General features: G+C 63.0%; 18 protein-coding genes. 4 read left to right on the top strand and 14 right to left on the bottom strand.

What is annotated here, in order from left to right:
• Positions 1-15 precede the first annotated feature (15 nt).
• Complete coding sequence (locus PTE31013_RS00170; protein WP_150610830.1) at positions 16-507, bottom strand: Lrp/AsnC family transcriptional regulator; 492 nt, start codon at positions 505-507, stop codon at positions 16-18.
• Positions 508-648: 141 nt separating this feature from the next.
• On the opposite strand from PTE31013_RS00170, the gene phhA reads away from it, so the two are divergent.
• Positions 649-1,494 carry a phenylalanine 4-monooxygenase gene (gene phhA, locus PTE31013_RS00175; RefSeq protein WP_150610831.1) on the top strand — a complete coding sequence of 282 codons (846 nt, stop codon included), beginning with the start codon at positions 649-651 and terminating at the stop codon, positions 1,492-1,494.
• A gap of 290 nt (positions 1,495-1,784) precedes the next feature.
• Complete coding sequence (locus tag PTE31013_RS00180) at positions 1,785-2,090, top strand: 4a-hydroxytetrahydrobiopterin dehydratase (protein ID WP_150610832.1); 306 nt, start codon at positions 1,785-1,787, stop codon at positions 2,088-2,090.
• 43 nt (positions 2,091-2,133) lie between these two features.
• Here PTE31013_RS00180 and PTE31013_RS00185 read toward each other — a convergent pair whose 3' ends face one another.
• The 6 genes from PTE31013_RS00185 to PTE31013_RS00210 form a co-directional block, all read right to left on the bottom strand.
• Positions 2,134-2,586 carry an SET domain-containing protein gene (locus PTE31013_RS00185; RefSeq protein WP_150610833.1) on the bottom strand — a complete coding sequence of 151 codons (453 nt, stop codon included), beginning with the start codon at positions 2,584-2,586 and terminating at the stop codon, positions 2,134-2,136.
• 164 nt (positions 2,587-2,750) lie between these two features.
• Positions 2,751-3,392, bottom strand: coding sequence for a MarR family winged helix-turn-helix transcriptional regulator (locus PTE31013_RS00190; RefSeq protein ID WP_174978379.1), 642 nt, complete (start codon positions 3,390-3,392; stop codon positions 2,751-2,753).
• A gap of 1,441 nt (positions 3,393-4,833) precedes the next feature.
• Positions 4,834-5,949: a YbdK family carboxylate-amine ligase gene (locus PTE31013_RS00195; RefSeq protein ID WP_150610834.1), complete on the bottom strand. Its 1,116-nt coding sequence runs from the start codon at positions 5,947-5,949 to the stop codon at positions 4,834-4,836.
• 3 nt (positions 5,950-5,952) lie between these two features.
• Positions 5,953-7,158 carry a cation:proton antiporter gene (locus tag PTE31013_RS00200; protein WP_150610835.1) on the bottom strand — a complete coding sequence of 402 codons (1,206 nt, stop codon included), beginning with the start codon at positions 7,156-7,158 and terminating at the stop codon, positions 5,953-5,955.
• 386 nt (positions 7,159-7,544) lie between these two features.
• Positions 7,545-9,560, bottom strand: a complete 2,016-nt coding sequence (gene mnmC / locus PTE31013_RS00205; RefSeq protein WP_150610836.1) for a bifunctional tRNA (5-methylaminomethyl-2-thiouridine)(34)-methyltransferase MnmC2/FAD-dependent 5-carboxymethylaminomethyl-2-thiouridine(34) oxidoreductase MnmC1 — start codon at positions 9,558-9,560, stop codon at positions 7,545-7,547.
• Entirely contained in the window at positions 9,557-11,332 is a 1,776-nt protein-coding gene (locus PTE31013_RS00210; RefSeq protein WP_425495519.1) for a ClcB-like voltage-gated chloride channel protein, read from the bottom strand. Before PTE31013_RS00210 ends, mnmC begins: the two co-directional genes overlap by 4 nt.
• A 533-nt stretch (positions 11,333-11,865) precedes the next feature.
• Between PTE31013_RS00210 and PTE31013_RS00215 the strand changes: the two genes are divergently transcribed.
• Complete coding sequence (locus PTE31013_RS00215) at positions 11,866-12,321, top strand: MarR family winged helix-turn-helix transcriptional regulator (RefSeq protein ID WP_150610837.1); 456 nt, start codon at positions 11,866-11,868, stop codon at positions 12,319-12,321.
• Between the two features lie 81 nt (positions 12,322-12,402).
• Here PTE31013_RS00215 and PTE31013_RS00220 read toward each other — a convergent pair whose 3' ends face one another.
• The gene (locus tag PTE31013_RS00220) at positions 12,403-13,350 is read right to left on the bottom strand and encodes a DedA family protein/thiosulfate sulfurtransferase GlpE (RefSeq protein WP_150610838.1); all 948 of its coding nucleotides are present in this window, start codon (positions 13,348-13,350) and stop codon (positions 12,403-12,405) included.
• A 160-nt stretch (positions 13,351-13,510) separates the two neighbouring features.
• Positions 13,511-15,076: a DHA2 family efflux MFS transporter permease subunit gene (locus PTE31013_RS00225; protein WP_150610839.1), complete on the bottom strand. Its 1,566-nt coding sequence runs from the start codon at positions 15,074-15,076 to the stop codon at positions 13,511-13,513.
• Between the two features lie 432 nt (positions 15,077-15,508).
• On the opposite strand from PTE31013_RS00225, the gene PTE31013_RS00230 reads away from it, so the two are divergent.
• Positions 15,509-16,303: an MHYT domain-containing protein gene (locus PTE31013_RS00230; RefSeq protein WP_150610840.1), complete on the top strand. Its 795-nt coding sequence runs from the start codon at positions 15,509-15,511 to the stop codon at positions 16,301-16,303.
• 96 nt (positions 16,304-16,399) lie between these two features.
• Here the strand turns inward: PTE31013_RS00230 and PTE31013_RS00235 are convergent, their stop codons facing one another.
• The 5 genes from PTE31013_RS00235 to PTE31013_RS00255 form a co-directional block, all read right to left on the bottom strand.
• Positions 16,400-16,615 (bottom strand): hypothetical protein, encoded by a 216-nt coding sequence (locus PTE31013_RS00235; RefSeq protein ID WP_150610841.1) that lies wholly within the window; start codon positions 16,613-16,615, stop codon positions 16,400-16,402.
• Positions 16,616-16,672: 57 nt separating this feature from the next.
• Positions 16,673-17,257: an RNA 2',3'-cyclic phosphodiesterase gene (thpR, locus tag PTE31013_RS00240; RefSeq protein WP_150610842.1), complete on the bottom strand. Its 585-nt coding sequence runs from the start codon at positions 17,255-17,257 to the stop codon at positions 16,673-16,675.
• A 155-nt stretch (positions 17,258-17,412) separates the two neighbouring features.
• The gene (locus tag PTE31013_RS00245) at positions 17,413-17,793 is read right to left on the bottom strand and encodes a hypothetical protein (protein ID WP_150610843.1); all 381 of its coding nucleotides are present in this window, start codon (positions 17,791-17,793) and stop codon (positions 17,413-17,415) included.
• A gap of 84 nt (positions 17,794-17,877) precedes the next feature.
• Entirely contained in the window at positions 17,878-18,501 is a 624-nt protein-coding gene (locus PTE31013_RS00250; RefSeq protein ID WP_246173841.1) for a YMGG-like glycine zipper-containing protein, read from the bottom strand.
• Positions 18,502-18,515: 14 nt separating this feature from the next.
• Complete coding sequence (locus PTE31013_RS00255; protein ID WP_150610844.1) at positions 18,516-18,869, bottom strand: hypothetical protein; 354 nt, start codon at positions 18,867-18,869, stop codon at positions 18,516-18,518.
• Between the last annotated feature and the right edge of the window lie 28 nt (positions 18,870-18,897).

Raw genomic sequence — 18,897 nt, forward strand, 5'->3', positions numbered from 1 at the left:
CCATGGCGCCCCCGCTCAGCGCGGTGCGTCCCGTTTAGTCAGATAGTGCAGCGGGAGCGCATTGCTGCGCTTGAAAGCGCTCAGCACGATGTTCGAGCGCACATTCTCCACGCCCGGCACCTGCATCAGTCGCTTCATGACGAAGGACGACAGGGCATTCAGATCGGGCACCACGATACGCAGGAGGTAATCGGCTTCGCCGACCACCGCGTGGCATTCGAGCACTTCTGGCAACAGATTGATCTCCGCCTGAAAACGCTCGATGACCTGATCACCATGATGTTGCAGGCGCAGCGTCGTGAATGCCGTCACCGCCAGGCCCAACGCCTCGGGACGCAGCACCACGCGATATCCCTCGATAACCCCTTCGGTCTCGAGCCGCTGCAAGCGGCGGCCGATCTGCGACGCAGAGAGCGCCACGTGCTCCGCCAACTGGTGATGCGTGGCACGTCCTTCCTTCTGCAACGCGTCCAGAAGGGCCAAATCGAAGTGATCCAGAACAAGCATGACGATTCTCCGCAATAAATCACATTTTTATGCGAAATTTATGCAAACGACTTTCACCACAGGCGCATTATGCGCCCATTTCGCACGCCATGCGCACTACACTTTCAATCATTGTCCACGCTTGATTGAGTCGTTCGCATCATGTCCCTTACTGCCATGCTCCGAGAGCAATTCGACGCCGGTCTCACGACCCGGCCCGACTTCACCATCGAACAACCTGTCGATCAATACGGCGCGGTCGATCATGCGGTGTGGCAGCAACTCTACGAACGTCAGACGGCAATGCTGCCGGGCCGCGTCTGCGATGCCTTCATGGACGGCATTCGCGCCCTCGACATGGACGCGCGCCGCGTGCCGGAGTTCGAACGCCTGAACGAAAAACTGATGGCCGCGACCGGCTGGCAAGTCGTTGCCGTGCCCGGCCTCGTGCCGGACGACGTATTCTTCAACCATCTCGCCAACCGCCGCTTCCCGGCTACCTGGTGGATGCGCCGTCCCGATCAGCTCGACTACCTGCAGGAGCCCGACTGCTTTCACGACGTTTTCGGTCATGTGCCGCTGCTCGCGAATCCAGTATTCGCTGACTTCATGCAGGCCTACGGCAACGCCGGCAAGGTCGCGCAATCGCTCGGGGCGCTGCCATTGCTGGCGCGTCTGTACTGGTACACGGTCGAATTCGGTTTGATGCGCGATGGCGACGGGCTGCGCATCTATGGCGCCGGCATCGTCTCGAGTCGCGGTGAAACCGAATTCTCGCTGGCCTCGCCCGAGCCGAATCGCGTCGGATTTTCGCTTGAGCGGGTGCTGCGCACGCAATATCGCATTGACACCTTCCAGCAGACGTACTTCGTGATCGACGACTTCGCCCAACTGTTCAACGCCATGCGCGCCGATCTGCCCGCGCTGTTCAAGCGGTTTGCCGAGCAGCCGGCATTCGAGGCCAACGCCTGTCACCCCAACGACACGCCCATCCTGTTGCCGGCATGATGGCGCGGCCCGGCTTGCTGCGGGCCACGTGGCGACCGGCCGTCCGATACGCCTTGAGCACCCGTCTTATTTCTCTCGCCCTTCGCGATATAGGACGGGGCTCACGCACACGTGGCGCCCGCCTGTGAAACAATAGGTCGCATGAACCGGCAACCCCGCCGTTTCATGGGCGCTGCGTCCGGCCCGGCCGACAACCATCCTGACACCATACGCAGCCATCACTGGCGCCATGCCGGCGTTGGTGCATGCCCATTGGCCCGATTTGCACTGAACGCTTTGAAAGGAATGCCATGACAACACGACTCTCCTCCGAGGCACGCGCCAGCCTGACCGAAGTGCTGCCCGAGTGGCACCAGGTGGTCGGACGCGACGCCATCCAGCGCAGCTTCACGTTTCACGACTTCAACGAGGCCTTTGGCTTCATGGCCCAGGTCGCGCTCAAGGCCGAAAAGACGAACCATCATCCGGAGTGGTTCAACGTCTACAACCGGGTCGATATCACCCTCTCGACGCACGACGCCGATGGCTTGACCCAACGCGACGTCGATCTGGCACTGGCCATCGACCAGTTCGCAGGCGATCGCGCCTCGAGCTGACCTGCCTCTGCGCGCTTGCTGCCGCGGGAGACGCCCGACGCGCTCAGCGCTTTGGCGCAAGCAGCGTGCCACGGCACGCCTCAGTACCGCAGTGGCAAGCGTATTCGCGCTTGAGTTTCGCTGTGTAGCGCGCGTCGATCACCAGACCGTAGTCATAGAACAGCTCTTCGCCGACGTCGATGTTGCGCAAGGCGTAGATATAGACGTGTTCGCCCTCCTCGCGCGCCTCGCAGTTGGGCGAGCAGGCGTGGTTGATCCAGCGCGCGTTGTTGCCGTCGACTTTGCCGTCGATACACCGGCCGTCTTCCAGACTGAAATAGAAAGTGTGCGTGGGGTGCGCCGGGTCATGGGGATGGCGGCGCAAGGCCTCACGCCACGAAATGATCTCGCCCTTGTACTCGATCACGCGATCCCCCTTCTTGAGGCGCTTGAGCGCGTACACCCCCTTACCGTGGACGCCGGACTTCCTGACTTCGATTCTGCGCTTGGCTGCCATCTCTATGCGACGAGGTTTCGTGGATGCAAAAAAGCGCAGTGTACAGGCACGCGGCGCTCATGTGCGTGACAAGCGTTGACGAAAAAAAAACGTCACCCGGTACCGGATGACGTTCTCCCCCCTTCGCGCGCGCCGCTTGTGCGTGACGCATGCCGGTCGGTGACTCAGGTTTTGCTGTACAGCTTCCAAACCTTGCGTTGCATGGCGATGTCGGCGTCCGCGTGCGCATTGCAGTCCAGCGGCAGGCGCGAATCGTCATATGTCGCGTTGAAGTGATCGCAGTGGTACTGGCCTTTGCCGCGCGCCGACATCTCGAAGTGGCTGCACGTCAGGCACATGCGTTGCGGCGGTACGTCGCCCCGCTCCTGCATCGTGAAGATCAGCTTGACGAGCGTGCGGTAGAGTTGGGCACATTCCTTCTCGCCGAGCGATTCAGACGCCGTGGTCAGGAAGTTAGGCCATTGCGACGCCTTCCTGGCCGCCGTCTTGCCGCGCGCCGTCAGACGCAGCGCCAGGGCACGACCGTCGTTGGCATCGCGCCGCTTCTCGACCAGTCCCTTGTTTTCCAACGTGCTCACGGCCTCGCTGACCGTGGCCGATGTGAGTGCGGCATCCTCCGCAATCTCGCCCAATCGCATCGGCACGCCGCGCGAGAGCAAGAGCGTCAGAATCTCGCCCTGCGTCGGCGTCAATCCAGCCATTGCCGCGCCCTCCCAGGCGTGGCTCCGTAACGCAGTGCCCATACGCAACAAGCCTGCTGTCACGCGCTTGGGCAGCGCTTCATCTAGTGGGGTCGGAGTAGCCATGATTTTCGTTAGGATTTCTAAAAACTATACGTCAGTAATACAGCTTGTCAAATGAACTCACGGGCGGTGCATCACACGTCTCGTCATTGCATTCCATTCATGCCGGCGCCCCGCCCGGGGGAAACCCTGAACCACTTCCGTGTCGATACGCGACGGCAAGTCGCTGTTGAACCCACCGCCCCACCACGATTCCATTGTGTGTTCTGAGTTCGATTTTGGCGTATCAGTTCTTGTACTGATCTCCCAAATCCTACTCAGGATGTTTACAAAGTATTGGTGTCCTGCGCACTCGCCGTACGAACCGCGATATTGGGAAAAACATTTCGCATCCCATGCCAATTACCCGGTCGATCCCAGCGGGGCGGGCTCCAGCGGCTTTTGGGAAGCGCCTCGCACCCCGCACGATCACCTCTCGTCTGCGCAAAGCCTCGCCAGACATGGCTCGCAGACCGTATTGATCCCTCTCGACGGCTGCCAGCCCGCGCAACAACTAGCAGAAAAACCACTCGATTTTCGAGACGTTTCAGCACCAGCAGGCGTCATTCGCGAGCGCCCCCGTTGTCCCTGCTTTCCTGGCCAGCGTATGACGGAACGAAAATCATTCTAAAAACAACTGCCGATCGTCAATCAACGAAGCAGTGTTCCGTAAATAACCGAGGGGAAGAATGAATCGACGTGTCCGCTTGAAGGCACTTCGGGATACGTGATTTGAAGAATTTGACAGTACCGGCGATCTCGCCCGTTACCACCAGCAAAACCAACATCATCACTTCTTGCACCACTTCACGGTAAGCCACAGAACAAAGTGGCGAGATTGTATCCGCGAACCGTTCGGCCAAAACAACAACGTCAAAATTATCCACAAAACCCCGTTTTGAGGGGTGTCTTGCTCAATATTTAGGCGCCTGTGGATAACTTTATGGATAACCTATCGGACTCGGTGTGCATGGGTTCGGGATAACTTGCAAATCTTTCCACAGGGTCAAAAACTGTTCAGAGTTGTTCTTGGGATACCCGCTGTCTTTCCATCCAGTTCTCATTCGGGCAACTTTCTGTTTACACGGCGTTAACTGTGGTTATCCACAGGAAAGGGCTGCCTTTGTTAACTACTACTATGTATACATACAGTAAACCTATTAAAACCTTAAAACCTTGCTATGGACGACGCGAAACCGGCAAAACTCGCTTCGCCTGAAGCGTGGGGAACACATCGCTCGCGATGCACGATCTAGCCTCCTGAGGAACGGTTGACCGCGTCAGCGGCACAGACCGGAAGCGTTTCCTGCCGAGTGCCGCCTGCAGCGCCTGCGGTCTCCTGCTGTAAACCGAGCGGGCAAGAAAAAACCCCGCCAAGGCGGGGTTTTCTCACACCGATCGCATAAGAACGGTTGCGTCCAAACACAAGCGACGCCGATGACGGACCGTTGGCGCAGGCCTCAGGTCATGCTGCCCATCGCAAACATTGCTGCCGAACCATCTCGTTGAGCGACTTGGCTTCCGCATGGACATCGCGCAACCAGACGGCATCGTTCTTGCCAGAGGCGACCAACTGGCGGATTTCTTCGCAGGCTGCTTCGGCCTCCAGCGCCGCAGCATGCGGCTTGATGATGTCCAACGTCTGCGTGATATGTTGCCCCAAAGTGGTGCGTTCACCCGTCTGGGGGTCGACGTAAGCCCCGTCCAGACCAAAACGGCAAGCCTCGAAGCGATTGAACGTGTAGACAAGGTAGTCGTCCTCGCTCAGTACAAACGGACGCTCCTCGAGCAGATAACGGGCCAGGGACTGGATATAACAGGCGATAGCCGCCGCGCGACCGACCGATAGGGGGGTATCCATCACTCGTACTTCGATCGTCCCAAAACCCGGTTTCGGCCGAATATCCCAGTAGAAATCCTTCATGCTTTCGACCACGCCGGTTTTCACCATCTTGTCGAAATATGTCTCGAAGTCTTCCCACTTGAGCACGAACGGCGCCCGGCCCGAGAGCGGGAAGGCGAACACCGAGTTCAGACGCGCCGAATGGAAGCCCGTGTCGACACCCTGCACATACGGTGACGACGCGGACAACGCGATGAAATGAGGGATATAACGCGACATCGCGTGCAGCAGATACAACGCGCTGTCCGGATCCGGGCAGCCAATGTGCACGTGTTGCCCGAAGACCGTGAATTGCTTGGCGAGATAACCGTACAGCTCGGAGAGGAAGTGAAAGCGCGGCGAATCGTAGATCGTGCGCTCGCTCCAGCGCTGGAAGGCATGGGTGCCACCGCCGCACAGGCCGACGTTGAGCTGCGCGCTCGCCGCCACCAGAACGTCGCGAACGCGGGTCAGTTGCGTGACGGCATCGCTATGCCGATGGCAGATGTCCGTGGACAGCTCGATCATGCTTTCCGTCATTTCCGGCTTGATCTCGCCCGGGTGGGTCTCCTTGGCCACGAGCCGCATCAGGTCGGCAGCAGCCTTCGTCAGGTCGTAATCGTGGCGATTGACGATCTGCATCTCCAGCTCCACACCGAACGTGCATGGCTTCGAGGGAATGAATGCTTCTAATGACATGGGTTAATCCTTCCGCTCACCGACAAGGGCCAATGCCCAATAGACCACCAGGGGCGCGACCAGTTGCAATACGACAACCGCGGACATCACCACGGCCTTGAGCATCGGATCGAACTGCGGGTAGATGTCGTACGTGTCGGCAACGAGTACGAACGCGAGACTGGCCATCGGGCACAACGACAACCCGAGCGCGACGGCCTGCTTGTAGCTGATTCCGGCCTGATGGGCGACGGCGACCGTGCCCACGACCTTGGCGACGCTGCGCACCACGATGATTGCCGCTGCGGCCAGGCCCCCGATCACAACGTATTCCCACCGGAACGACAGCGACGTCAGCACGAACAGCACCACGGCGAGCAGCCAGCCGGCCGTGCCGAAGTACGCGGGCCAAAGCTGCGGGCGCTCATCCAGATTCCGGAAGATGATCCCGGCGAGCAACAGCGTGAGCGAGTTGGGTAGCTTGAGCATGTGCACCAGCGCGACCATCAGCATGATCAAGCCAATGAGAATCACGAAGGCGTGCTGGTCCTGGCTGCCGAACTTGCGGAAGATCAGATTGCAGGCCTTGGCCAGCACGAACGCCAGCACGATCGAGCCGATGAGCAGGTACAGAGGATGAAACAGCACGACCCAGACGCTCGAGTGGTACGCCTGGTGCATCCATCCATAGACAAGCTTCACCGCCACAACCGCGTACACGCTATTGAGCGCTGCCAATGCCAGCAACCGCTCCGTGACCTGACCTTCGGCGCGCAATTCATTCTTGAGCTGGATGACGACAGCTGGCGAAGTCGCCATGCTGATCGAGGCAATCAGCACCGCGCTCAGCGGCGCCACGCCGAAAACCCACAACACGGCATAGACCGCGACGAAGGTCAGCAAGGCCTCGAGCGCGCTGGTGACGATGATCCAGGGGTTGGCCCGCATCCATCTCAGGTTCAGGCGGCTGCCCAGTTCGAACAGCAGCAGGCCCAGCGCCAGATCGATCAGCAGCCGGATGGCCGCGCTGGTCTGTGCGTCCAGCATTGAGGAAAGACCCAAGGTGCCGCCAACCAGCCCGACCACGGCGTAACCGGTGATGCGCGGCAGGCGCAGTCTCCGGAAACAGATTTCCCCCGCCAGACCGGCAAAAACCAATGCCAGCCCTGCGAAGAAAACGGGATCGGGCGTCGGCGGCCAGCCCGGAAAGAGGGACAGTTCCGACGTCATTAATGCTCGCTTTGCGCCGCTTGACGGCGCATCAAGTGGTGGAAAGTAAAGAAAATCGTGCGCGGGGTTGCAGATTAAGAACAAATGCACGACGAACCCGAAGGGTTGGCCCCATTTTGCCACACTCGGTTTCCGACGCTTCCAAACGGGCGTCTCGACGGCGGCAGGTTTGACCTGCCGCAACGCGGTTTCACCGTCCTGCCTAACGTTGGGAGCTGTGCAGTTTGCGGGCGCGATATCGCGCTTTGGCCAGGAGATACGGGGGCAAGCCCCGAAGGGGCGCCGCCCCCGCATGGGGGCGGGTGACGACCGCTATAGGGTCAGATTCGAATTATTGAATCCCCAAATACTTTCGGAAAACGACGGTAGGCAGGGGGCGCGCGCTATCAGCTTTTGCGCAGCCAGTGCATCAGGTATCGGGCCGGGTCGATGGCGTCGGCCAGGTCGCTCCCGATCGGCCAGGGTTCGCCCTCGATCTGACTGGCCACCAGTTCCGCGCACAACGACGCGAACACCAGGCCTCGGGAGCCGAACGCGAAGCTGGCATACAGGCCGTCCAGACGCGGCAGATCTCGCAGGTGACCACCGGCCAACCGTTGCCGATGCGCGTCGAGCGCAAACCTGTCGGGCAGTTGCCCCGCCATCGGCAATCGGTCGGGCACCATCGAGCGAAACGCCGTGCGGCCACCCAGCTCGGCGGCGGCGTGCTCGCTTGCCAGGCCAGTCTCGCCGAGCGCATCCGCGTGGGCCGGCAGTAGCGCGGCCAGGCGGCGCAAATTGGCCTGATGGTCGGTGACGCGCACCGCCTCCGACGGGTCGTCGAAACCATACGTTGCGCCCGTGATCGGCCCCGTGCCTCCCGGCGGCGAAGGCGCGACGTAGCCGTCGCCGCAAACCGGCACGCGCAGGTCGGTCAACATGCCGGGCGGCAGGAACGTCAATTGTCCACGTACCCGTTTGACGGGCACGAACTCTGGCGCAAGGTACGGCGCGAGCAGTTTCTGGGAGATGTCGGCTGCCGTCACAACGACGGCATCGGCCTGCGCCAGCACGCGGCCCGTCTCGTCGATCGCGGCCCAGCGGCCGTTGGGGCCATCGCAGCGTTCGAGCCGTTCCACGTTCACGCCGTAGCGCGCATCCAGTAACGGTCCGGCGGCGACCAATTCAGCCCGGCACAGCATCGCAGGTGCCAGCCAGCCGCCCTCCGGGTACCAGATACCGCCATGGGCGAGCGTTTCGCCCGCAAGTGCCGACGCCTGTGCCTCGTCGACCCATCTCGCGTATGTCTGCGGATACTCGTGTGCGGCCATCAGTTGCTGCAGGACGTGCGCCTGATCATCGTCCATGGCAACCTGGAGCAAGCCGTCGGCGTGTCCGGGCAGCCCGCCCGGCAGCGTTCGCCATCGAGAGAGTGCATACAGGAAGCCCGCGCGCGTCAGCCGTGACAACACGTTGTCGTCGACGGAGAGCTGCGGATGGAAGACGCCCGCCGGGTTGCCTGACGCGGCCGTCCCCGGCGCCTGCGCCCGTTCAAAGAGGCGCACGCGCCAGCCGCGAGCCACCAGTCGACGCACCATCGCCGCGCCTGCCATTCCTGCGCCAACGACGATTGCCTCGCGCGAACGCTGCGGGGGCGCGGCGGGCGGATCGTAGCGCCGCATGCGGTAAGGCGGCGCGTAAGCGCCTGCCAGCACATCTTGTCCGCCACCGTATCCGTCACGCTGCCTCATCCGGAAACCCGCTGCGATGAGATCGCGCTGTACCGCTTCGGATGCGATATTGGCCGCCAAGGTCGCCCCGTCGCGCGCCAGGCGGCCAAGCGTCTTGAAGACTGTGGGTGTCCACAGGTCGGGATTTTTTGCGGGCGCGAAGCCATCGAGAAAGAATGCGTCCGCGCCCGCCCGCAGCCATGGCATCAGATCGAAGAAGTCGCCGAAACCGACGCTCAGGACCACACCGGGCGCCGGCTCCAGCCGGTGCCAGCCTGCCACCGGGGGCGGCCAGACCTCGCACAGCTTCTGCACCAGGGGCGCGAGTTCCGTCATGCCGGGCTGCACGAGCATCGGTTCGAGCATCTGCCGCAGGTCCTGCGCTCGGAACGGAAACTTTTCTATCGATACGAAGTGCAGCCGCGCAGGCCGTTGCGGATCGTCCCGCCAGGCGGCCCACGTCGCGAGGAAATTCAGACCCAGACCGAAGCCGGTCTCGACGATGACGAACGCGTCGCGACGGCGCCAGCGCCCGGGCAGATCGTTGCCGCCCAGAAAGACGTGCCGTGCCTGACCGAGCGCGTCGTCGGTGCAGTGATAGGCGTCGTTGAAGGCTGCCGAATAGGGGCGGCCGTCCGCGTCGGTCGCTGGCTCGGCGGGCTTGATGGTACCGGCACCTGTGCGACGCTTCATTCGCCGCCCCGCTCTTCGGTCACGATCTCGATGAGTTCCGGCAGCGAGACCACGCCCAACCACTCACCGGCGTTGTTGGCCACGGGTACCCAGTCGACGTGCAACTTGCCGACGGCGCGCAGCGCGACGACCAGTGTCATCTCGCCATCGAGCGCTTTGCAGGGCGTGATTGCCTCCGTCCACAACGCGGGTTTGCCGGTGGCCTGCCGCCGCCACCAGCGCGCGGCGTCGAGCGTTCCGAGGAGACGGCCGTCCTCGGCGCGCACCACGAGGTTGCGGTAACCAGTGGCGATGAACCGCTCGCCGAGGGCGTCGAGCGCCACGGCGGCGCTGACGATGGCGTCGTTGTCCACCGCCAGCGACGACAGGCGCATCTCGCTGCCCTCGCCGGTCATCGACAGCCAACGGCCCGTCGCCTGGTTGCGGCGCAGCGATTTCGCATAGACGGAATCCGCGCGTAACGTATGAGCCGTGATGTACGCTGTCACGCACGCCAACATCAGCGGCAGCACGACCTGGTAACTCAGCGTCATCTCGAAGATCATCAGAATCGACATTAGCGGCGCATAGGTCGTTGCCGCGAGAAACGCCCCCATGCCGACCACGGCGTAGCTGCTCGCCACCGAGGCGGCGGCCGGCGCGAGCGCATTCATCGCAATGCCATAGAGGCTGCCGAGCGCGGCCCCGACGAACAGCGTCGGCGTGAACACACCACCCACGGCGCCGGAGCCCGCCGAGGATGCGGTCGCCAGCACCTTGAACACCAGCACCATCGCGAGCGCCTGCCACGCCCAATGCGTGTGCAGGATCGAGTTGACCACGCTATAGCCGTTCCCCCACACGTCCGGGACCCGCAGCGACAGCGCGCCTACGATGAGTCCACCGAGCGTCAGGCGCAGGAACAACGGCACGCGCAACGCACTGAAGCGTTCCTTGGCGGTGTCGAGCAGACGCAGGAACAGGGGCGCGAGTACGCCGGCGAGAATGCCGAGGCCGACGTAGAAAAAGACTTCCCAGCCGGACACGAAGTCGAAGCGCGGCATCCGGTAGACCGCTTCGTAGCCGAGAAACTGACGGATGACGATATTCGCGATGACCGAGGCGACGACCAGCGGGCCGAGCGTCGCGGTCGAAATCGAGCCGTAGACGATCTCGGAAATGAACAGCGCGCCCGCAATCGGCGCGTTATAGGCCGACGTGATGCCGGCGGTCGCCCCGCAAGCGACGAGCAGGCGCAATCGCTCTGGCGGGAACGCGAGCATGCGGCCGACGAGCGACGCGAACATCGCCGCGAGTTGCACCATGGGCCCTTCCCGGCCGATCGACGCGCCCGAGGCCACCGAGCACAGCGACGACAGGCTTTTGACGAGGGTCTGGCGCAGGCTCAGCACGCCGGTGCCGATGGCAATGGCTTCCATGTAGTCGTCGGAGCCCTTTTTGGGCACCCACAACGTGGCGAATTGCAGGATCAACCCGGCGATCAGGCCGCCGGTGGTCGGCAACAGCAGGCGCTGCCACCAGTTGAGGCCCTGCGCCAGCTCGACCATGCCGCTGCGGTGTCCGGCAAGGAGAAATTGCAGTCCCGAGAGCGCTTCGCGAAACGCCACGGTGGCCAACGCCCCCAGCAGACCGACGATGCCGGCCAGCAGCAACGTGATTTGCAGGGTGTTCGGGGCGAACTGACGCCGCACCCACACAACGACGGGCGATTTCGCCCAGGCAGACACTGCTGACACGGATAAAAGACAGTCGTGATCGGAATTGGGTCTCATGGTATCGAGCGACGCTCATTTTTGAAAGCGCGTAGCCGGACGGAGGGTTTACGCAACAAAAATGAGTAATGCTCATGTAAAGCGATTTTTGGCGCCGTCGAGGGTGGACTGGTCACGGGAGTCGAACGGCGGTGGCGCGGACATCGATTTGCCGATTCCCTTGTTGTCACCGCGCCAGAGGTCTGAGGCGATGGTGGACCTAGAGATTTCCTGAGCGTCGTTCAGATAAAGGCAGATAACGAGGCCGCAAGCGCACTTGAGCAGATTTTTGTGACGGTTTCCCCGGTGCACTTGGCGACCGAGGCAGATGTCAACCGATGGCGGTGCCGTGAGACGCGCCGCCCGTTCTGCCGCTTACGACCTGATTGGCTTGCTCCGTCGTCGCCACTTCATTCGTTGCGTCCGGGCGGGACGTCCCTGCGCCGGAACGCCTTGTGTTGCCCGCGAAGCCATGCGTCATTGCAACTGGTCACATTCCACGCGGTGAAATAGAATGGCGCGCAATTGAATTGGAATTGAGAAGTCATCCCTGAATGGCAGTGAACAAAAAAGCCGCACAAAAAACACCCGTGCGTCTCGAAGATCAGTTGGGTTTCGCGTTGTACTCGGCATCGCTTGTCATGACAAAGGCTCATAAGCCGGTGCTCGACAGACTGGGTCTGACGTATTCGCAATACCTGGCGATGGTTGTGCTCTGGGAGCAGGACGATATCGCCGTCAATCAGCTTGGCGCGCGTCTCGGGCTCGACTCCGGCACGCTCACACCATTGCTGAAACGACTGGAATCCATGGGGCTTTTGACGCGTCGGCGAGGCGAAGCGGATGAACGTCAGGTGTTCATCGATCTCACGCCCCGTGGGGTGAGCCTGCGTCGCGAGGCGCGCCAGGTGCCAGCGCAAATCCAGGCGCTCACTGGCCAGTCCGATGCAGCGCAAAAGACCTTGCGTACCCTGCTGCTTCAGCTTCGAGACGCGCTCAACGACGCTTGATACCAAGAAAAACGCGCGCAGCCCCGTGGGCAAGCGCGCGTCATTCAATTGTGCGCAATGGGTTGCGCGGTCGGGCGAAGATCAATGGGCCGGGGCGAGCATTTCGAAGCCATCGATCTTGTCGACGGTGTAACCGGCATCACGCCAGGCGTCGAGACCACCCAGCAGCGGACGAACTTCCGCGAAGCCCTGCCGACGCAGTTGCTGGGCCAGTCGAGCGGCCGTCACCTCGTTCGGACACGCGCAAAACACCACGATACGACGATCGCGCGGCACGTCTCGCAGCTTCTCCGCGATCTCGGTCGGCGCGATGGCAAGGGCGCCGGGAATCGTGAACGGATCGACCGCCCGCAGCGCGGCCGAGCGCACGTCGATCACGACGGGGGTGATGTCGTCCTTCATCCAGCTTTCCAGCGTTTGAACGCCGATGCGTGCCATGCGCAGCGAGCGCAACAGACGGTAGCGGTTGAGCCACCGGTTGAGCAGATACAGCGCGAAGACGAGCACGATCAACCACAGCACACCGCGGCCGAGCGTATCGAAGGTGTCGAGGACAGCCACGATGTGCGAGGCGAACCCCACGCCGAGCGCCACGGCGACACCGGACCAGAGCACAGCGCCGATGGCGTCGTACATCAGGAACGTGCGCCACGACACCCCGAGCGCGCCAGCCATCGGCACCGACAGCGCCGAGAGCCCCGGCACGAAGCGAGCAAACATCAGCACGCGCACGCCGTGACGGCCCATCGCCCCCTCGGTGCGGCTCACGCACGTATCTGGCGAAATCGACAGGCGGCACATCAGTCGCAAAATGTGGTGGCCGTAGCGGCGTCCCGCGAGAAACCAGAGGGCATCGCCCAGCAACGCCGCGAAGACCGCCATGGCGACAACCAACAGCGCGGGGAACAGCGCCGTCGACGCCGTGACGATGAGCGTGGGATAAGCCGGCAACGGTAGCCCCAACGCCTGTCCGAAGATATTGAGAAAGACCAGCCAGAGCCCGTAGCGGGCGATCAGATCGAACAGCATGCGGGGGTCCCTGTCGGCAAATGTTCGCAATACCGCATGTTAACGTCCTCCAGTCACCGCCAGAAGCCGCGAAGCGGAGATGAAGTGTTGCTTTTCTGGAACGATCGGCGCGTTGTGTCGGTTTGTGTCCGTGTGGGCCAGGGGGCGGAGGCCGTCGCCGTCAGTGTCCGACCGCAGCCTGGGCGCCACTTTTCGGCCGGGTCAGCCAGACGAGCACTGCCATCGCGAGGAAGACATATCCCGACAAATGGAAGATGTCGTTCGTGGCGAGCATGAAGGATTGACGCGTGACGAGGGCGTTGAGCATGCCGAAGTCGGCGCCGTTCGAGAGCCCCAGCCCCTGGCGCAACTGGTCCAGGTAGTGTGTCGTGGTGTCCGAGTATGGTGTGATGTGCTCGGCAAGCCGCGCGTGATGGTAGATCGCCCGATCCTCCCACATCGTCGTGCTCACGGCGGTGCCGATAGCCCCCGAGAGCGTGCGGAAGAAGTTCGACAGGCCCGCGGCGGCCGCGAGGCGCTCGTCGGACATGCTCGAGAGCGTGATGGTCGTCATCGGCACGAAGAAGCACGCAATGCCGATGCCCTGGACGAGCCGAGGCTCGATAACCTTCGCGAACGACAGATTCAACGCGAAGTACGAATTCCAGAATGACACCCCCGCGAACACGATGAACGCGAACGATGCGACCGCGCGCAGGTTCAAGCGGTGCATGTTCTGACCGATGATCGGCGAGAGCAGCAAAGCCAGCAGCCCCACGGGGGCCGTCGCCAACCCGGCCTTGCCCGCCGTGTAGTCCATCACGGTTTGCAGCCATAGCGGAAAGATGACCACCGAGGCGAAGAACGTCATGAAGCCGAATGAAATTACCACGACGCCCAACGCAAAGTTGCGATCCTTGAACAGCGTGAGGTCGACGATGGGCTTGTCGGACGTCAGCTCCCAGACGATCAGGAACGACAGGCAGATCGCGGCGGCGAGCGCGAGCGTGACGATCAGGCCGCTGTTGAACCAGTCGTGGTCCTTGCCGAGGTCGAGCATCATCTGCAACGAGCCCACGCCGATGGCGAGCAGCGCCAGACCGATCAGGTCGAAGGGCAGCTTCTGGGTCTTCGTCTCGTGTCCGCGCAGCAGGACGAAGCAGGACGCCGCCGAGAAGATCCCGACCGGCACATTGATGTAGAAGATCCACGGCCAGGTGTAGTTGTCGGTGATCCATCCCCCCACGACGGGGCCGAAGATCGGCGCCACGATGACGGTCATGGCCCAGAGGCCGAGCGCGAGGCCGCGTTTCTTTTCGGGAAAACTGCGCAGAAGAATGGTTTGCGAGAGCGGCACCATCGGGCCGGACACGAGACCCTGCAGCAGCCGGAAGAAGACAAGGGCCTCCATGTTGGGCGCGAGGCCGCACAGCATCGACGCCACGGTAAAGGCCGCGACCGAAGTCACGAAGAGCTTCGCCTCGCCGACGCGGCGGGCCAGCCATCCGGTGAGGGGCACGGCGATGGCCGCCGCCACGGCGTACGAGCTGATGACCCAGGTGCCCTGGCTGTTCGATACCCCCACGCTCCCCGCGATGGTGGGCACGGCAACGTTTGCGATCGACGTGTCGAGCACCTCCATGAAAGTGCCCAGCGCGAGACCTATCGTGAGAATGGCCAGTCGCCCACCGGTCAACGGCGCACCTTGCGGCGAAGCGGTGGCGTTTGCGGCGGCGGCGTTTGCCATGCGAAGCCTCTCCCTGAAATGGTGGGGTGGCCGGGTCGCAGCGACCCGGGCCAATGTCATCTCCGGATGGTGCCAAAGAACGGCGATCACGTGCGACGCAGGTTTGGAACACAGCCTCTAAATCGGCAGGGGACGGCGTGGGTGGCTCGGTCCATCCGGAGGCGATTGCGCGAATCACGCGTCGCGTAAGGGTTTGGGGCGGTACTGTCTCGCTACGCGTCATCGCCGCGCGACAAATGATCTTCGTTTGGCGAACCCGAGATGCTTTTACCGCTTGACGTCGCCGGGCCGTCGAGATTGAATCGCCGCTGACGCCCGACGTGTGCGACGCCACGTCGCTGTCCCCAGGGCGTAGTTTCGTGCAGGCTCAAATACCGTTCGCTCGTCAGCGCAACTGGCACCCCGGCGACAGCGAAATCACAGGACCAGCCCATGCAGCCAGGTAGCGTCGTTCCCCTTCAGTACAGTGAGTTTCTGGTTCTGCTCTCCTTCGTGATCTCGACGCTGGGGGCCTACGTCGCGTTGGTGGCGGCGTCGCGCATTCGTGACGACGACGGTCGCATCAGCGTTGGCTATCTCGTCGTGTCGGCCTTGGCCTTGGGAGGCGTTGGCATCTGGGGCATGCATTTCATTGGCATGGCCGCGCAGCGCCTGCCGTTCCCCGTGTCGTATTCCCTGTGGCCGACGCTCGGCAGCCTGCTGTTGGCCGTGGTGGTCTCGGGTGCGGCGCTCTGGTACGTTGCGCGTGCGCCCTATCGCAACGCCGTGCCATGCGTGATCGGTGGCGTAGCGGGCGGACTGGGCGTGGCGGGCATGCATTACCTCGGAATGAACGCCATGCGCACACAGGCGTATTTCGAATGGAACACGGCGATCGTCGCCCTGTCGGTGGTCATCGCGATCGTGGCGGCGAGCGTGGCGCTCTGGATGGCATTCCATCTGGAGACGACTTTGCAACGCACGCTGGCCGCGCTGGTGATGGCAGTGGCGGTTTGCGGGATGCATTACACGGGCATGCGCGCCGGCACGATCATCTGCACGTCTTCTCCGCGCGCGCAGATCAGTATGCGTTTGCATGGCGACATGCTGCCATACGGCGTCTTCCTGATCGCTTGCGTGGTCTTGCTGGCGATGGCGGTGTTGCTCTATCGCACGTCGCGTCGGCGGCGCGAGCGCATGGCGGCGCGGCTCGACGCCCTCGTGCGCCAGCACGCGGGGCCTGTCTGATATCGGCGTTGTACCCGCCTGAAACGCGAAACGCCGACCCATCGAAAGACGGGCCGGCGTTTTGATGGGTGAGCGCCGTTCGGCGCGGCACACGAATCAGTGCAGGATGGGGCTGCCTCCAACGGGCATGACGTCGCCTGTCTCGATCAGGTCGACGATGAAGAAAGGTTCGGTGTTAAGTTGCTTCGATGCACCTGGCTGGCCGGAATACCAGCACACCATCGCCATGTCGCCAAGCATGCGGGTAACGATGCCCATGGCACCCTGTGGCACTGCGATGTGATTGGATTTGACGATCGATCCGACTTGCACTTGAGCCTCCTGCGAATGACGAAAAACCGACGCACCAACCGGTCGGCCAATGCATCGTCATCCGACTATACCGTATTGCGTTGCAGGCATCGCCGATTTCTCCGGCGACGTCGCGGAAAAGCCGTCGGACGGTCCGCCATGGTGTTCCGCGAGCACGCGATAGTGCGGGCCACGCGGCGTGCGCACGGAGTGGACGAGGACATACCCGTCGCAATGCCAGACGAGCGAGCGGGGATGCGGGTCGGACGGCGCGCGGCGCGCATGGCGCAGCAGCGTCACATGCGGGCGGAACGATTGCGTCACGACAGGTGCGCCGGTCGCACACCATTGCGAGAGAAAGGCGTCGCGCGTGGCGATGAGGCTCTCGGGAACCGCGGGCGCGCCCGCCCAGACGATCTTGCGATCGGCCCAGTAGCCCAGATGGTCGAAGGTGAGGGCGAACGGGGTGAGCGGCGTGCGCTGCATGAGCGCGAGCAGTACGGGCAGACGAGCGGGATCGACTTCGTCGAGAAAGGCTAGCGTCAGGTGCAGCGTTTGGGCGCGCAGCACGCGTCCGCCGCATTCCGCGTGAGCCGAAACGGCCCACTCGTGCAGCTGGGCGCGTACGCCTGGCCCGGGCCACAGGGCAAGGAAGAGTCGCATGAGAACACCACAGGTTGGATCCTGCTGATGATTCTCATAGTAGACGGGCCAACGGGCGAATTCCAGTCGGCCGGGCGCAAGCGAGCATCAACCGTCGCTTTGACGAGGGGCGCTCGACGGCGATGGCACGATGCGCGGGCGCGGCGCCCGTTGCGTCAGTTGGTCGAGATGGCGGGGGTGATGCCGCGACGGCCGCGGCGGGGATTCTCTGCCGATTTCTCTTCGGGTTTGGCCTGCACCGGCGGATGCATGATGCTGTTCCAGTTGTTCTGGATGGCGGTGTCGGTGGTGTCGTGCGAGACGGCGCGCGAAATGTCGGCGCTCGGATTGAAGGCGCCCGATCCCGTTGCGCCATTGGCGCCGGTCGCTGTCGTCGCATTGCCCGGATTGGCTGCTGCGGGGGTGTTCTGTGCGTGAGCGTGCGGCGTCAGCGCGAACGTGGCGCAGAGGGTGACGATGATGGCGGGCAGCGTCCAGCGGGATTTTTGCAGCAGGGGCGTGTCGAGCGTACGTCGGGCGGTTGAATCGTGGGTCATCAGGTGTCTCGGGCGAGGCGACGCAATGTCGCCGACGTCGTCACCTCGTGGGAACGACGTCGGCGTCACGTCATTATTGTGAAATCAGTAGCTGCCGGGCGGCGGCTTCCAGCCCGGCGGCGGTGGCGGCGGCGGGGCATAGCGCTGCACCGGTTGGGTCGGCATCATCGTGTCACCGCGAACGGGGACGCGATTGCCGGACGCATACATGCACTGAACGTAGGCCTGATCATAGCGGCTTTGCGTGACGTATGCAGACGATTGCGCGGTGCCCATGCCGACGGCACTGCCAGTGAGCAGGCCCGCCCCGGCACCGATGGCGGCTCCCGAGCCGCCGCCGATGGCTGCGCCGGCAGCCGCACCGATGGCCGTGCCGAGGACCGCGCTGCCGATCGCGCTGTTGTTGGCGGCGGTGGCGGTATCGAGTCCGCCGTTCTGGCCGGAGGCGTACTGGCGGCAGTTGAAATCGTCCCGGCGGAACTGATCGAACGATTTGCCTGTGCCGGGCAATGCCATGAGGCTCGGGCCGGTGGGGACCACGGCGCATCCTGCGAGCGCTGCGACGGCGATGACGATGGCCAGCGGCGCGGTGAGACGTTGCGCGCGACGCGAGTGTCCGATGATGGGGGGCGCAGGGGCCACTTCGGATGATTGACGCGTCGCCGCCGACGGATGACGTGCTCGGGAGGCGGACAATTCGAATGACATGGTGCGTCTCCCGATCAGTTCGATGCCGGTTGCGCGGGCACTTCGCGCCATCCGGCCGGACACGTTTTCACGTAGGGGTAGTAGGCGCCCGCCTTGTCGCAGTAGTACCAGGTGTCGCTGTTGGTGCCGGGCTGATCGCCCTGGGCGCCGGGTTGCGATTGTTCGATGTATTGCTGCGGCTGGCTGGGAACGACGACGACGGGGGGCGCGTAGTACTGCGTGGGCGGATAGTAAGGATAGCCGTAGGGGTAGTAGCCGGGGCCGACCCAGACGCGCACGCCACCGCCGCCGTGCCAGGCGAGGGCGCTGCCGCTGGCCATGACAGCGGCCACGGCGACGAAACTGAGGACAACAGGAAGACGTTTCACGACACTGACCTCGAAGTACGAACGCCGG

The organism is Pandoraea terrigena (assembly GCF_902459705.1).
In the GTDB taxonomy this organism is placed as follows: domain Bacteria; phylum Pseudomonadota; class Gammaproteobacteria; order Burkholderiales; family Burkholderiaceae; genus Pandoraea; species Pandoraea terrigena.

Bases quoted from the DNA above. Each gene is read 5' to 3' on its own strand.
- PTE31013_RS00170 (WP_150610830.1), bottom strand. From the start codon at position 507: ATGCTTGTTCTGGATCACTTCGATTTGGCCCTTCTGGACGCGTTGCAG.
- phhA (WP_150610831.1), top strand. From the start codon at position 649: ATGTCCCTTACTGCCATGCTCCGAGAGCAATTCGACGCCGGTCTCACG.
- PTE31013_RS00180 (WP_150610832.1), top strand. From the start codon at position 1,785: ATGACAACACGACTCTCCTCCGAGGCACGCGCCAGCCTGACCGAAGTG.
- PTE31013_RS00185 (WP_150610833.1), bottom strand. From the start codon at position 2,586: ATGGCAGCCAAGCGCAGAATCGAAGTCAGGAAGTCCGGCGTCCACGGT.
- PTE31013_RS00190 (WP_174978379.1), bottom strand. From the start codon at position 3,392: ATGGCTACTCCGACCCCACTAGATGAAGCGCTGCCCAAGCGCGTGACA.
- PTE31013_RS00195 (WP_150610834.1), bottom strand. From the start codon at position 5,949: ATGTCATTAGAAGCATTCATTCCCTCGAAGCCATGCACGTTCGGTGTG.
- PTE31013_RS00200 (WP_150610835.1), bottom strand. From the start codon at position 7,158: ATGACGTCGGAACTGTCCCTCTTTCCGGGCTGGCCGCCGACGCCCGAT.
- mnmC (WP_150610836.1), bottom strand. From the start codon at position 9,560: ATGAAGCGTCGCACAGGTGCCGGTACCATCAAGCCCGCCGAGCCAGCG.
- PTE31013_RS00210 (WP_425495519.1), bottom strand. From the start codon at position 11,332: ATGAGACCCAATTCCGATCACGACTGTCTTTTATCCGTGTCAGCAGTG.
- PTE31013_RS00215 (WP_150610837.1), top strand. From the start codon at position 11,866: ATGGCAGTGAACAAAAAAGCCGCACAAAAAACACCCGTGCGTCTCGAA.
- PTE31013_RS00220 (WP_150610838.1), bottom strand. From the start codon at position 13,350: ATGCTGTTCGATCTGATCGCCCGCTACGGGCTCTGGCTGGTCTTTCTC.
- PTE31013_RS00225 (WP_150610839.1), bottom strand. From the start codon at position 15,076: ATGGCAAACGCCGCCGCCGCAAACGCCACCGCTTCGCCGCAAGGTGCG.
- PTE31013_RS00230 (WP_150610840.1), top strand. From the start codon at position 15,509: ATGCAGCCAGGTAGCGTCGTTCCCCTTCAGTACAGTGAGTTTCTGGTT.
- thpR (WP_150610842.1), bottom strand. From the start codon at position 17,257: ATGCGACTCTTCCTTGCCCTGTGGCCCGGGCCAGGCGTACGCGCCCAG.
- PTE31013_RS00245 (WP_150610843.1), bottom strand. From the start codon at position 17,793: ATGACCCACGATTCAACCGCCCGACGTACGCTCGACACGCCCCTGCTG.
- PTE31013_RS00250 (WP_246173841.1), bottom strand. From the start codon at position 18,501: ATGTCATTCGAATTGTCCGCCTCCCGAGCACGTCATCCGTCGGCGGCG.